General features: G+C 43.3%; 12 protein-coding genes. 8 read left to right on the top strand and 4 right to left on the bottom strand.

Annotation, left to right across the window (positions count from 1 at the left end):
* Positions 1 to 729: 729 nt before the first annotated feature.
* From L2747_RS03915 to metK, 4 genes are all read right to left on the bottom strand, one after another.
* Positions 730 to 1,245: a hypothetical protein gene (locus L2747_RS03915; RefSeq protein WP_248997784.1), complete on the bottom strand. Its 516-nt coding sequence runs from the start codon at positions 1,243 to 1,245 to the stop codon at positions 730 to 732.
* 150 nt (positions 1,246 to 1,395) lie between these two features.
* Positions 1,396 to 1,641: a hypothetical protein gene (locus L2747_RS03910; protein ID WP_248997783.1), complete on the bottom strand. Its 246-nt coding sequence runs from the start codon at positions 1,639 to 1,641 to the stop codon at positions 1,396 to 1,398.
* 554 nt (positions 1,642 to 2,195) lie between these two features.
* The gene (locus L2747_RS03905; RefSeq protein ID WP_248997782.1) at positions 2,196 to 2,693 is read right to left on the bottom strand and encodes a GNAT family N-acetyltransferase; all 498 of its coding nucleotides are present in this window, start codon (positions 2,691 to 2,693) and stop codon (positions 2,196 to 2,198) included.
* 419 nt (positions 2,694 to 3,112) lie between these two features.
* A complete protein-coding gene (gene metK / locus L2747_RS03900; RefSeq protein ID WP_248997781.1) occupies positions 3,113 to 4,267 on the bottom strand; it encodes a methionine adenosyltransferase in 1,155 nt (384 codons plus the stop codon).
* A 506-nt stretch (positions 4,268 to 4,773) separates the two neighbouring features.
* Between metK and tkt the strand changes: the two genes are divergently transcribed.
* From tkt to L2747_RS03860, 8 genes are all read left to right on the top strand, one after another.
* Complete coding sequence (gene tkt / locus L2747_RS03895) at positions 4,774 to 6,765, top strand: transketolase (RefSeq protein ID WP_248997780.1); 1,992 nt, start codon at positions 4,774 to 4,776, stop codon at positions 6,763 to 6,765.
* A 215-nt stretch (positions 6,766 to 6,980) separates the two neighbouring features.
* On the top strand, positions 6,981 to 8,003 hold the full coding sequence (gene epd, locus L2747_RS03890; protein WP_248997779.1) for an erythrose-4-phosphate dehydrogenase: 1,023 nt from the start codon (positions 6,981 to 6,983) through the stop codon (positions 8,001 to 8,003).
* Positions 8,004 to 8,104: 101 nt separating this feature from the next.
* The gene (locus L2747_RS03885) at positions 8,105 to 9,280 is read left to right on the top strand and encodes a phosphoglycerate kinase (protein WP_248997778.1); all 1,176 of its coding nucleotides are present in this window, start codon (positions 8,105 to 8,107) and stop codon (positions 9,278 to 9,280) included.
* 282 nt (positions 9,281 to 9,562) lie between these two features.
* Positions 9,563 to 10,627 (top strand): class II fructose-bisphosphate aldolase, encoded by a 1,065-nt coding sequence (fba, locus tag L2747_RS03880; protein WP_248997777.1) that lies wholly within the window; start codon positions 9,563 to 9,565, stop codon positions 10,625 to 10,627.
* Between the two features lie 180 nt (positions 10,628 to 10,807).
* Positions 10,808 to 11,548 (top strand): DUF481 domain-containing protein, encoded by a 741-nt coding sequence (locus L2747_RS03875; protein ID WP_248997776.1) that lies wholly within the window; start codon positions 10,808 to 10,810, stop codon positions 11,546 to 11,548.
* 327 nt (positions 11,549 to 11,875) lie between these two features.
* On the top strand, positions 11,876 to 12,613 hold the full coding sequence (locus L2747_RS03870) for a winged helix-turn-helix domain-containing protein (protein WP_248997775.1): 738 nt from the start codon (positions 11,876 to 11,878) through the stop codon (positions 12,611 to 12,613).
* On the top strand, positions 12,606 to 13,133 hold the full coding sequence (locus L2747_RS03865; RefSeq protein WP_248997774.1) for a hypothetical protein: 528 nt from the start codon (positions 12,606 to 12,608) through the stop codon (positions 13,131 to 13,133). Before L2747_RS03870 ends, L2747_RS03865 begins: the two co-directional genes overlap by 8 nt.
* Before the next feature lie 255 nt (positions 13,134 to 13,388).
* Positions 13,389 to 14,822, top strand: coding sequence for a hypothetical protein (locus L2747_RS03860; protein WP_248997773.1), 1,434 nt, complete (start codon positions 13,389 to 13,391; stop codon positions 14,820 to 14,822).
* The last annotated feature ends 30 nt before the right edge of the window (positions 14,823 to 14,852 follow it).

Below are 14,852 nucleotides of genomic sequence, written 5' to 3'. Positions count from 1 at the left end.
TCAATCTTAAATTCTGTTGAGTAAGTTGGTTGAGTCTTCATTACTTTTACACCGTTCCATATTAAGGAGAGTTTACCTCATATTGGTGTACAGGTTTATTAAGCCACAATAGTGAGCAATGTCTGTTCTAAACGCAGAGCTAGACCATTTACTTTGCTTCTTTTATCCACTTGCCAGAGATTATCATTAGGAAAACGCCAATGCTGATTGCAGCAAGCATTAATCCTATGAAGGGTGATGAGCCTACAATGGTAATACTCATTCCAAGTGAAGCCCCTAGACATAGAGTCAAACCGCAGAATTGTGCGCGGCTGAGTTTATTGTTGAGTTTCAATTTTGACTCCTCCGTGAGATTTTTGAAAACTTAGTCTAAGCCTACCTATTCACTAGCGGGTAATCAAACTTCGTTTGATAAAGGTCGTGAGCTTCCAGCTCACACTCGGGTAAAAGGGGGACAACAGCTTCCCCCTCTTGACCATTTCTTTTAAAAAGAGTCCGAGCCGCCGCTATGAAGTTGTGCTCCCTCATGCTCCAATAAAAATCGCCTAACGGCTCAGATGGGACATCCATGCCTCCCGAGCCAGAACCATCATCCATGATGATTCTACGGCATTTTCGTCTCTGCACTTCGGTAACTCCGATAGGGAACTAGCGTGCTCTGGTAGTTTTGTGAAAAGCTTCCTCTGCCTCCATTATTTGACCTGGTTAATTTACTTATTAGCTGGTTGTTTATTCCAAGAACATTTGTTCGTCGTCGATAGAGCAAGCTTCTACAGGTGTAGGGCGGTTACTCCTATCAATTACCCAGCATTCTTCGTAAATGGAGCAATAACAAAGTTCTATACTTATTGAATCATCTGCTCTTACAAGCGCTTTTGCATTATCTCCTTTGTATAAAAGTGGAGTAATACTGTTTTGAGGTGATAACGTGCGATTACTAATATGTGATTGAGTAATAGCATGGAATGGTTTTATGTCCTTCCATGTTTTTATATATTTAGGCCCATCTTTAACTTTTGCATATTTTATCAAAGCAGGGCCAGTACCATTATTACTTACACCGTAACTAAATGAATCGCTGTTAAAGCTTCTAAATATTTCTAGTCTTGGCCAAACAGATGCTCTGGAATATTCTCGATCAATATATGCTGAATAAATTGAAGTAAAAGCGGTGACTAGCCCGAGAAGAAGAGCTGATAGAGCAACAATCATCTCTGGGTTTTTAAACCACTTAATACTATTCATATTTTATTCTTCCTTAATTAAAACTAAATGTTTGGCAAACGCGAAGCGAGTTAACGTCCATTAAGCGGCTTTTATTTATAGGCTAAAATTTTTGGACAGAGTGAAAACAGCCAACTGTTAAAAGTCCGTTTTAATGGCTTGTTAGCAGTACTATGCGTCGCAAGTTACTGTTTTATTGTTTTCTATTTTATTACCAGCGCTATCCATTTCTTTTACTTTAATGGTGTAATTTGTGACTTTAATTTCCTTACCCATTTTATTCACTCCATTAAATTTTGAACAAAAGTCCGATGTCCCTTTTTCTACTTCAGCAAACTTTGAGGTTGATGTTGCAGTGCATCCAGTTAGAGTCACGGCTGCAAAAAAAGCTAGATTGGTGATGAGGCCATATTTCATTACATATCCTTGTAGTGCTAACTATTTTATAGTGCACATGCGTGTATATTTGGCAAAGTGAGCATGCACATTTAAAAAGCCTATTATTTAAGCTGGCTTAAAGTAAAGTTATTGATTAATAAGCACTCTATCAGAGTCGTACACGATAAACGAGCAAAAGGCCGAAAAGTGAGCATTGCTATTGATGTTGGCTCGAAGTAATACCAATAAAGCAAAAAGTGAGTAACGAAAACTTACAGAAAACACCTAATCCCCATCGGAGTTGCCGAAGTACGTTGAAGAAATAATCGTGATGCCCACACGGATGTGGGCATAGCTTTCGCGGGACAGGATGTCCCATCGGAAGCGTTAGGTTATTTCGAATAAGTACGAGGCCCGTATCTAATGCATGTAACTCCGTCGGGGCGGCTGGGGAGATGCAAGAGGGGAAAGCTGTTGTTTCCCTCTTGCCCGAGTGTGAGCTGGAAGCTCACGATCTTTATCAAGCAGAGCTTGATTGAGCTAGTTGTTAGACGTAGTCTAACTTGAAATTAGGCCGTAAGGCCTCAGCCCCACTAGACAGTGGGACTCAATCCCATTAACACCAATTCCTTATCAGAATCCTGATACTTGAGAAACAACTGCTCGATATCATTCGGCGCTGATGACACAGCGCTAAACCCATGTTGTGCATAAAACCCTTCTAAATGGGCTAAGGCAAAAATATAGGTTTTGCCATCATTGATAACGGATGACAGTTCATCCATCAACTGATGCCCCATACCTTGGCCGCGAAAATCGGGATGCACCAACATGCCGGTTAAAATAGCTAACTGACCAATAGGTCGAATACGCGCACTAGCTATTATTTTGGAGCAAATAGTTTTAGAGGAAGTGATTTCGGCAACACTATCTATTTCGCCAGAGCTATCAAGGTTAGGAGCAGTTTGCGTTAACACGCAGACAGACTCTTTCTGTAACAAGCGTGCATAGGGCATATGCTGGCGATAGAACTTCTTCACCTCGATACGCTCATCAGGCGCTAACCAAGTTAATTGCAGCTTTGTATTCATTGCAGTTGTCATAAACAAAATGGTTTTGGTTTAGTCTTCAAAGCAAAATTGTCGCACCAAAGTGGAGTTACAGCTAGTTGTAGATGACTGGAATAATCGAATTATTCTTAATCAGTACTAAGGAGCGAAATGGTTGCGTCTGAAACCTAGTGTAGATGCGGATTAGGCCATCGAAAACAGGGATGTTTTCGTTGAGCTCACAGGGACGTGCTTGTAGCGAGCCTAAGCAGTATCTGCACATACGCTTGCCGCAGGCAATTGGAACCACAATAGATAAAGTTACTTACTTGGTTCCATATATCTAACCAAGCTAGAAATCATCCATGGTAAAACGGCATAAGTGTTCCAGACATAAAAAAACCGCCAAGTGGCGGTTTTTCATGGCGTTGAACCAGCAACGCCGAATTAATCGATAACGATTACAGACCTGCGTCAGCGCGTAGTGCGTCAACTTTGTCTGTTGCTTCCCATGGGAACTCGTTACGACCAAAGTGACCGTATGCTGCAGTCGCTTGGTAGATTGGACGAGCTAGGTTCAACATTTCTGTTAGACCATATGGGCGTAGGTCGAAGTGACGACGTACTAGATCGATTAGTAACTCTTCAGCAACTTTAGCAGTACCGAAAGTTTCGATGCTGATTGATGTTGGCTCTGCAACACCAATTGCGTAAGACACTTGGATTTCACAACGGTCAGCTAGGCCAGCTGCAACGATGTTTTTAGCAACGTAACGTGCTGCGTATGCTGCACTACGGTCAACTTTTGATGGATCTTTACCAGAGAAAGCACCACCACCGTGACGAGCCATACCACCGTATGTATCAACGATGATCTTACGACCAGTTAGACCACAATCACCTACTGGACCACCGATAACAAAACGGCCAGTTGGGTTGATGAAGTATTTAGTGTCTTTAGATAACCACTTAGCCGGTAATACTGGCTTGATGATGGTTTCCATTACACCTTCAATTAGGTCTGCTTGTGTTACATCTTCGCTGTGCTGCGTAGATAGAACAACTGCATCGATACCAGCAACGCTACCGTCACTGTTATAAGCAAAAGTCACCTGACTTTTCGCATCTGGACGTAACCAAGGCAAAGTCTTGTCTTTACGTACTTCTGACTGACGCTTTACTAGCTTGTGCGAGTAAGTGATAGGGGCAGGCATGAATACGTCGGTTTCGTTGTTGGCATAACCAAACATCAGACCTTGGTCACCAGCGCCTTGCTCTTTAGGGTCAGCACGGTCAACACCTTGGTTGATGTCTGGAGACTGCTTACCAATCACGTTGAGGATGGCGCAAGAGTCAGCATCAAAACCCATATCTGAGTGAGTGTAGCCGATGTCACGTACAGTCTTACGGGTGATCTCTTCGATATCAACCCAAGCAGAAGTAGTAACTTCGCCGCCAACCATAACCATGCCAGTTTTGACATAAGTTTCGCATGCTACACGAGCTTTTGGATCTTGCTCCAAAATTGCGTCTAGTACCGCATCAGAAATCTGATCGGCGATTTTATCTGGATGACCTTCTGAGACCGACTCAGAGGTGAACAAGTGCTTTGCCATGATGGAAAATCTCGTCTTTAAACAATTTGAATGTGTAGAAGTATCTACATCTAGACGGCTATTCTAGTGTAAATTGGAGTCGATAACACCCCTTTCGCTAAATTTTGTGCGGTCACTCGCGCTATTTATTTTATAGGTGCATCATGAATAGTATTTATGATTCAGCTTATCACTCTGTTACCTAAAGAAATTTTTAGCCTTCGCTTATCAGTGTTCTGATAAAAAAAAGATAAAAATTTACCTTGAAACCTAAAATAGTCACATCAAAGTGGTTGTACATAGTGGTTTAGCACTACTATTTAATCGTCATATATTGCGTAAGCTTTATTCAAGTTGGATTAATGTGGCAATATTTTTCATTCTAAGTGAATTAAATTTGCGTCCTACTGCCTAGTAGGCGAAAATATGGCTCCCAAATTTGCTGTGGTGAAGGGAAAAGCAAATACAAAGTTGCGGCCTTTCACTCTATCTAAGCCTCAATACCTCAAAACCAAGCAGGAGAGAGCATGTCATCTCGTAAAGAACTCGCAAACGCAATCCGCGCATTGACCATGGATGCTGTTCAAAAAGCCAATTCAGGTCACCCAGGTGCACCAATGGGGATGGCTGATATTGCTGAAGTGCTATGGAATGATTTCCTAAAGCACAACCCAAACAACCCTGAGTGGGTTGATCGTGACCGCTTTATTCTTTCTAACGGTCATGGCTCTATGCTTATATACTCTTTGCTGCACCTTACAGGTTATGCACTGCCTATCGAAGAGTTGAAAAACTTCCGTCAGCTTCACTCTAAAACACCTGGTCACCCAGAATACGGTTACACACCAGGTGTTGAAACGACGACAGGCCCATTAGGCGCTGGTATCAGTAACGCTGTGGGTATGGCAATTGCTGAAAAGACATTGGCTGCACAGTTTAACCAGCCAGGTCACGACATCGTTGATCACTTCACATACTGCTTCCTAGGCGATGGCTGTTTGATGGAAGGTATCTCTCACGAAGCATGTTCATTAGCGGGCACGTTAGGTCTAGGCAAGCTAATCGCATTCTGGGATGACAACGGTATCTCTATCGACGGTCACGTAGAAGGTTGGTTCACTGACGATACGCCTAAGCGTTTCGAGTCTTATGGCTGGCACGTCATTGCTAACGTAGACGGCCACGACAGCGACGCTATCCGCGCGGCTATCGAAGAAGCTAAGTCAGTCACTAACAAGCCAACAATGATTTGCTGCAAAACCACGATTGGTTTTGGTTCACCAAACAAGTCTGGTAGCCACGATTGTCACGGCGCACCGCTAGGTGACGCTGAAATCGCAGCGGCACGTGAATTCCTTGGTTGGAACCACGGTGCATTCGAAATCCCAGAAAACGTTTACGCGGGTTGGGATGCTAAAGAGTCTGGCGCTGCTAACGAAGCAAGCTGGAACGACAAGTTCGCTGCTTATGAAGCTGCATTCCCAGAATTAGCTGCTGAATACAAGCGCCGTGTTATTACGGGTGACTTACCAGCAGATTTCGAAGAAAAAGCGCAAGCTTTCGTACAAGAGTGCCAAGATAAAGCTGAAGGCATTGCTAGCCGTAAAGCTTCACAAAATGCGATTGGTGCATTTGGTGCCATCCTACCAGAAATGCTAGGTGGCTCTGCAGATCTTGCCGGTTCTAACCTAACGCTTTGGTCTGGCTCTAAAGGTATTCAAGACGATCCAGCTGGTAACTACATCTACTACGGTGTACGTGAATTCGGCATGAGCGGCATCATGAACGGTGCTTCTCTACACGGTGGTTTCATCAACTACGGCGCAACTTTCATGATGTTCATGGAATACGCACGTAACGCTGTACGTATGTCTGCATTGATGGGCATTCAGAACATCTTCGTTTACACCCATGACTCTATCGGTCAAGGTGAAGATGGTCCAACTCACCAGCCAGTTGAGCAACTTGCTAACCTACGTATGACGCCAAACATGAACGTATGGCGTCCATGTGATGCGGCTGAAACAGCTGTATCTTGGAAGAATGCAATTGAGCGCCGTACAGCGCCAACATCGCTAATCTTCAGCCGTCAAAACCTACCTGCACAAGCACGTACTGCTGAGCAGTTAGCCAACGTTGCTAAAGGTGGTTATGTACTAAGTGATTGTGCTGGCACGCCAGACCTAATCCTTATTGCTACGGGTTCTGAAGTACAGCTAGCACTTGATTCTGCTGCAGCACTAACTGAGCAAGGTCAAAAGGTACGTGTTGTTTCTATGCCATCAACTAACGAGTTCGACAAGCAAGATGCGGCTTATAAAGAGTCTGTATTGCCAAGCTCTGTGACTAAGCGTGTTGCTATTGAAGCGGCTCACGTAGACTTCTGGCACAAGTATGTTGGTTTTGGTGGCGCTGTTGTGGGTATGTCTACCTTCGGCGAATCTGCTCCAGGCGGCGACTTGATGAAGCACTTCGGCTTTACTGTTGAAAACGTTGTTGCAACCGCTAACGGTCTATAAGCAACTAACGTGTTAGAGCAAACGGTGCAATGGCTGACAAATCAAAAGGGAAACCTTAAGATTAATCGGTACATTGCATCAGCATATTGCTCTATGATGCAGAATAATGCTTTACGTGTTTTGCACGTTAAGCAATTATGATACAACGGCTTACCTATTGGGGTAGGCCGTTGTTGTATCAATAAATGGGCTGTTAAAGGGAATAGAAAGCTTTCATGATCAGAGTCGCTATCAATGGCTACGGCCGCATCGGTCGATCAATTCTTCGTGCAGTCTATGAGTCTGCCAAACGCGATCGTATTCAGATTGTGGCGATCAATGAGCTGGCTAAACCTGAAGCCATGCTACATTTGACTCAATACGATACTACCCATGGGCGTTTTCACACCCAAGCTAAGCTTGATAATCAACATATGATTATTGGCGACGACGCTATTAAACTCCTGCATGAACCCAATCCTGAAAACTTGCCTTGGAAAGAGCTCGATATCGATATTGTCTACGAGGCAACTGGGGTCATAAACGATAGAATCGATTGTGAAGCCCACATAAAAGCTGGCGCTAAGCAGGTACTCATAAGTCATCCGTCATCTCAAGATGTTGATGCCACCATTGTTTATGGTGTTAACCAAGATTTACTCAAAGCCGAACACACTATAGTGTCGAATGCCTCATGCACCACTAACTGTATCGTGCCGGTTATCGATGTGCTCGATAAGCACTTCGAAGTCAAAAGTGGTGCCATCACCACTATCCATTCTGCAATGAATGACCAGCAAGTTATCGATGCCTATCACGATGACTTACGCCGTACTCGCGCAGCGGGACAATCGATTATTCCTGTAGACACAAAACTTGCCCGCGGTATTGAGCGAATTTTGCCGCACATGAAAGACAAGTTTGAAGCCATCTCAGTGCGAGTGCCGACCATCAACGTCACTGCAATCGATCTTTCCGTGACGCTAAATAAGCGCGTCGATATCGAGACGGTAAATAGCGTGCTTAAACAAGCGAGTGAAGGCTTGTTCTCTGGTGTTGTTGGTTTTACTAATGAGCCATTAGTGTCGTGTGACTTTAACCACGACCCTCGCTCAAGCATTGTTGATGGCACGCAGACCCGAGTCAGTGACGGCCACTTAGTCAAGTTATTGCTGTGGTGTGATAACGAGTGGGGCTTTGCTAATCGCATGCTAGATACCAGTTTAGAGATGATCCGTGCAGTACGTGAGACCGAGTGATTTTAATGATTAAGATGCTGATGAAGTGAGTTGTCCTTCATCGATATCACACTGTTTTATTTTAACTTTAATTTTAACTTAGATAGTAAGGAAGCATGAAAATGGCGATTCTTAATATGCAAGATCTTGACCTTCAAGGTAAGCGTGTGCTTATTCGTGAAGATCTAAACGTACCTGTAAGCGAAGGTGTTGTAACCAGCGATGCTCGTTTACGTGCATCATTGCCAACTATCAAGCTAGCGCTTGAGAAAGGCGCTGCAGTTATGGTGATGTCTCACCTAGGTCGTCCTACTGAAGGTGAGTTTAATGCTGAGTTCTCTATGCAGCCAGTGGTTGATTACCTAACAAAAGCACTTGATTGCCCTGTGCGCCTAGCAACGGAATACCTAAACGGCGTTGAAGTTGCGGTTGGCGAAGTCGTTGTGTTTGAAAACGTGCGCTTTAACGTGGGCGAGAAGAAGAACGACGAAGCACTTGCTAAGAAGATGGCTGCACTGTGTGACGTATACGTGATGGATGCATTCGGTACTGCGCACCGCGCTCAAGCGTCAACTCACGGCGTGGGTCTACACGCGCCAATCGCATGTGCTGGCCCATTGTTAGCAGGCGAACTTGCTGCACTTGGTAAAGCACTTGATAACCCTGCGCGCCCAATGGTGGCGATTGTCGGTGGTTCTAAAGTATCAACTAAGCTAACGGTACTTGAAAGCCTTTCAACTAAAGTTGACCAACTTGTTGTTGGTGGCGGTATTGCTAACACTTTCGTTGCTGCAGCGGGTCACCAAGTGGGTAAGTCACTTTATGAAGCTGACCTAATTGAAGAAGCTAAGCGCTTAGTTGCTAACGCACAAAGCCGTGGTGGTGATATTCCTGTACCAACTGATGTGGTAGTAGCAAGCGAGTTCAGCCCTACAGCGGCTGCGACACTTAAAGGTGTTAGCGCAGTATCTGACACTGATATGATTTTTGATATTGGTCCAGACAGTGCAGAAGCGCTAGCTGAAATCATCAAAAATGCCGGCACTGTTGTTTGGAACGGTCCTGTAGGTGTATTTGAGTTTGATCAATTCGGTGAAGGCACTAAGCGTATCGCGCAGGCGATTGCTGAATCAAATGCTTTCTCTATCGCTGGCGGCGGTGACACATTAGCAGCCGTCGATAAGTACAATATCGCTGATAAAGTGTCTTACATTTCAACTGGCGGCGGCGCTTTCTTGGAATTCCTAGAAGGCAAAGAGCTACCAGCGGTTGCTATGTTAGAAAGTCGCGGCGAGTAATCATTACGTTCTGTCGCAGACACACAAAATAATTACCAAACTGTTTGTTGGTGGGCTTTAAATCGACATTTGTCGGAGTTACACTAGCCGCCAACAAATCAGTGATAAAATGCAGTGTATTTAAGCGGGTTTTAAATCCGCTTTACAACTGCGATAAAAATAATAATTAACAGTAACCGTTTTAGTGTTAGCCAGTTTTTTATTGGCAACGTTAAAACATAAAAATCAATCCAAACGATAGCGACCTTGGTGAGGCGACTCACCCTATTATTGGAGTAAAAAATGGCCTTAATTTCCCTACGTCAAATGTTAGATCACGCAGCAGAGCACGACTATGGTGTTCCTGCATTTAACGTGAATAACCTTGAGCAGATGCGTGCAATTATGCAAGCTGCTGAAGCGACTGATAGTCCTGTAATCGTTCAGGCATCAGCCGGTGCACGTAAGTATGCTCGTCCACAGTTTCTTAAGTACTTGATGGCTGCTGCACTTGAGCAATATCCAGATATCCCAGTATGTATTCACCAAGATCATGGTACGGATCCTGATATCTGTCAGCGTTCTATCCAGCTTGGTATGTCATCTGTAATGATGGACGGTTCTTTGATGGCTGATGGTAAAACACCAGCATCATACGAATACAATGTTGACGTAACTCGTCGTACTGTGGCTTTTGCTCACGCTTGTGGTGTGTCAGTTGAAGGTGAAATTGGTTGTCTAGGTAGCCTAGAAACGGGTGAAGCGGGCGAAGAAGATGGTATTGGTGCTGCTGGCATTCTTACTATGGATCAAATGCTAACTACGCCAGAAGAAGCGGCGCGCTTTGTTGCTGACACTCACGTTGATGCACTAGCAATCGCTATCGGTACTAGCCACGGCGCATACAAGTTTAGCCGTAAGCCTACCGGTGACGTACTGCGTATCGACCGAATCAAAGAGATCCACGCGCGTATTCCTAACACTCACCTTGTTATGCACGGTTCATCTTCAGTACCGCAAGAGTGGCTAGAGATCATCAACCAGTACGGTGGTGCTATTCCAGAAACTTACGGCGTACCATTGGAAGAGATTGTTGAAGGTATTAAGCACGGCGTGCGTAAAGTGAACATCGATACCGATCTACGTCTTGCATCAACAGGTGCAGTTCGTAAGTTCCTAGCTGAAAATCCAGCTGAATTTGACCCTCGTAAATTCTTAAAGGCGTCAATGGAAGCAATGGCTGACATCTGTACTACACGTTACGAAGCATTTGGTTGTGCGGGTATGGCGTCTAAGATCAAGCCTAAGTCTCTACAAGCTATGTATAAAGCTTACCAGTCAGGCGAACTTGATCCACAAATCAAGTAAGTCTTACTGCTTATGGTCTTTATGGTCATGAATAAAAATACCTGCCCAGCGCAGGTATTTTTTTGTCTGAAGATAATAGAAAGTACATAAGTTACTTGTAACTGGTGTTTTCAATTATTGGTGCAAAATGTTAATATTGCGCCGATTTTTAGGGAACTTGGTGAATGGAGTAACAATAAGATGAAAAAAATGCTTACAGCTATGGCAGTGGTAATGGCAGCTCCTTTTGCTGCACATGCTGGTGCGGACTTTGTAGAAGGCGATAAGACCTTTGCTGGTGAAGCTGAACTTGGTGCAACATTAACTACGGGTAACACTGATACCTCATCAGTAAAAGCACGTTTAAAGATGATGCAAGAGCTAGGTAACTGGGAAAATGTGTATCTGTTCGAAGGCCTTTATAAAGAAGATACCGATGAAGTAACGGCTAAGCGCTACTATGGTGGCATTCAAGGTGACTACAAGTTCGATGAAAAGAACTATATGTATGTTACTGGTAACTATGAAGTCGACCCGTTCACTGGTTACGATTATAAAGCGGTTGCTTCTGCCGGTTATGGTCACAAATTTATCGATAGCGGTGACATGTACTTGAGCGCCGAAGTGGGTCCTGGTTACATCTATAAAAAGCTAGATGATGAGCAGGCGGCTATTTTAGGTTACGACAACGAAGACAGTGTTGTGGCTCACGGCGCGTTGAACTTTACTTATGACATCAGCGACAGTTCGCGTTTTAGTCAGCTATTTGTTGCTGACTATGGTGATAGCTTAGAAGGTCGTTCTGAAACTGCAATCACCGCTAATATCGTTGGTGCATTAGCAATGAAATTTGCTGTGATTGTTCGTTATAACGATTCACCGCTAGATGATAAGAAAAGCACCGATACAGAAACTAACATGACCCTGTTATACGCTTTTTAACATTGTTAACAAATGGCGTTACGCTAACGCTTAAAAATTGACACTTAACTGCATTGTGTAATTTTTTGTCAGTATAAGGCATCCATTGGATGCCTTTTGTTTGCTTGTTGTGAAGCTTTTTGGGTTTCTTTGTTGGTTTTTCTTGTGTCGATAATTATTTATTATCCTTCGTATCAGTTTGTTTCCGCGGTTTTTTTTATAATAGCAACATTTATGTGCGAGAACTCACGAAAGCTGCATCAGGCTTGGTTTTGGCTTATTAAATCACGGACTCCGTCTTTGAATAACAGTAAACTGTTTAGCAATTATTAAGTCAGAGTTATTAATGTGTATATAGGTCCATATCGATTTGATTTGGCGTTACGCGAGCTTATTCATACGGGCTCGGAGTTCGCTTCATCCTTCAAGTTATCCAACATTGAATTTTTGGTATTGCATGAACTCATGCTATCAAGAGGACGGGTTGTATCTACAGAATCGATGTGTGAATCGCTATTACCGACTGTTGTTAGTTTTCAAGAAATTTCTGTAGCGGTAACTAATATCAAGCGCTTTTTAGGCTCTGAGCACTCTGCTTGGATTGAGGTTATTGGCAAGCAAGGCTATTTATTGCATGTGAAAGCGAAAGAGCGACCAACGTTGACATGCGCTTTGTGCGCGATTTCGATTAAGAACTATGTTTTGTGTCTTATCTTGGGGATCATGCTGATCATTTTTTTAGCGACAAATCTAAAAACAACCTCTGATATTAGTCTGTCGGTACCTGATAAGTTACATATTAAGGGCAGTGACTCCATTGTCGTGGCTATCTATAGCGATGATAAGGATAAGCCCAAATACCATAGCCGAGTTAAGGAGCTGGCTCTGCAGTTATCTCTGTGTGACAAAGTGAGTTGGCAACGGATTTATGTCGCCCCATCGAGCGATGGCGATAAGCTGGAATTTGTGATGAATCACTTGGCTGATGACGGTATGGCATGCCGTAATTTGAAAGTTAAAAATGTCGCTAATGATTGGAGTTTTATCAATAAAGAATGGTTAGAAGAGGTTGGTTTCTGTGATTAAGCTGATAAAAGCTAAGCCCTTTACAGGATTTAAAGCAACCCCAATTCTAGCTACTCTAACCGTTATTTTTGGTTTATGTCTCGCACTCGATCATAGTGCATCTATGACGGAAAACAGTAACATAATCTGTAACTCTAATGTTTATCGAGTCGGCTATGGCTTTGAACAAAGTCAGCGTTTAGAGATCACAAGTACCGCAGATGGAGTACAAGCCTCAATTGGCTTTTATGATGGCGATACCCTGACTAACAAAATAACCGCATCCGGCACGGTTGAGCAGATCCAAGCCCCTATTTTGACTTATGCTGTAGAGCTATCTAGAGGTCAACACTCAAAAGGATTGTTGCAGCAAGAGCCGAGTCAAACCATGCAAGAAGCAATTATGCTGGCTAGATATATGGTCGAAGACAATCACAGTGAGCCATTTTTGATTAAAGTGCTTGAGATGAATAAAGCTGCGGGTGTGGCTACGATTCAAATTGAGCCTGGCAATAGTTTGTGGGTCTGTAAGTTTAAGTAGATTACTGCTTTTGCTGTTGCACTTCTCTGCGTTCATTAAGCTAAACCTGTAAACTCGATAACAGGTTTAGCGTTAATATTCAAAGCTCTCTAACTAAGCTCCAAGTTCTAGTTATCATTTGTTTTCTATATAAAGCACTTAAACATGCGGTAAACTCGACCTATAATAAGTTTGTAAGCTCTACTTAACCCAGTAAGTAGATCCGCTATCTCCTCTATCCATAACGTTATTTTCTAGTCGATTGAAAAGGTATCTGTGTCTAAAGTCAGGATAAAACAAGAAGAGTCACTGTCGATAAAATTTCTACACCAGATGGAATCTGGTGATAACCGTCGCTTGGATCTGTACTTCTTCCTTCCTAAAGAAATGGGTATCAATCCACAAAGCCTCAACGAGGAGGAGTATTTCCACTCTTCAGTTGTTGGTCGTCGTTCTTACTATTCCTCAGGATTACATTTGCCGCTAGTGCAAAGCCGTTTTGCTAGTCAGAAAAAGCGTACCGTCGAAGAGTTCAGGCTTTACTTAAACCTGTTTGCTTACCAATTTGCGGTGGCAATTGAAACCGACAGTAAAGAGCTCGCACAGGTAGAAGACTTCGATAAATTCTATAGCTTACTTGATGAGTTGAGTGAGCAAGTTATTCACTTGCTTAAACGTTTTAGACGTAATGAACCAAGTGATGAAAAGTGGAAGTCCTATTTTGAAAACGCCGATAACTATCTATCTTGGTTTTGTGAGCAGCGTTTATTAAAACTGCTATCTCATGCGCCAAGAACCAGCGATTTCAATGAGATTAATGATCGAGTGCTGCATCTATGTCGCGCAGAAGCTCAGTATAGAAAAGAGCGTAATTACAACTCATCGCAAACGGTAAAAGACCCTAACCGTATTGCTAATAAAATGCTGCTATTGCGCCGTTTAATACAACAAGGTGTTGTATTAAAGGAGGACTTAAAGACCTTAGGAGTGGGCCTTAAGAAAATGACCACAGGTATCGCCACTGGTATGGTGATGTTAGTGGTATCAGCGCTGATTATTAAGGCACAAGGCTTCTTTAGCGGTTTAACGATTGCCTTGGTACTGACCTTGGCGGTGATTTATGGGTTTCGTGAAATATTTAAAGATGATATTCGTAATGCTCTGTGGCGCTTGATCCAAAAAGGCCGGCCACGCTGGAGCCGTATGCTCAGTGATACCACCAGTAAAAGCATTATCGCCCGCCAGTTAGTTTGGCTCGAGTTTATGCGTAAAAAAGAGTTACCTAAGACGGTTTCGGAGATTTTGACAAAGCGTCATAGCCAAAACAAAGTCGATGCTGAGATTTTGCATTACGGCATACACACTCGGGTATCGCAAAAGGACTTTCTTTCTGGCTACACCACCATTCAAGAGCAAGTGAACTTTAGCTTTGTTCCTTTTGCGCGTAATTTAGAACGTGGTAAAGATAAAATATATAAAGAGCATGAAGGTAAAGTCAGTAATGAATCGGTAGAGCGTCGCTATCAAGTGAACCTTATTTTAGCGCTCAGAGAGGGCAAACAACCGCCGCAGTATGCACGCTATAAAATCACTATGAACCGCTCTGCTATTATTGAAATTACCGAAAGCGATTTACCCTCGGGCGTTGAGAATATGGAAGATGCGCCTTTTAAAGAAGAGCTGAAAGATAAAGTTAGCTTGAGTGAGTAGCCTGTATCTAATCTACGCCCAATAAAAAAG

The sequence above is a fragment of the Shewanella marinintestina genome, assembly GCF_023283845.1.
Lineage (GTDB): Bacteria > Pseudomonadota > Gammaproteobacteria > Enterobacterales > Shewanellaceae > Shewanella > Shewanella marinintestina.
This window is presented reverse-complemented; position numbering and strand designations above follow the sequence as displayed.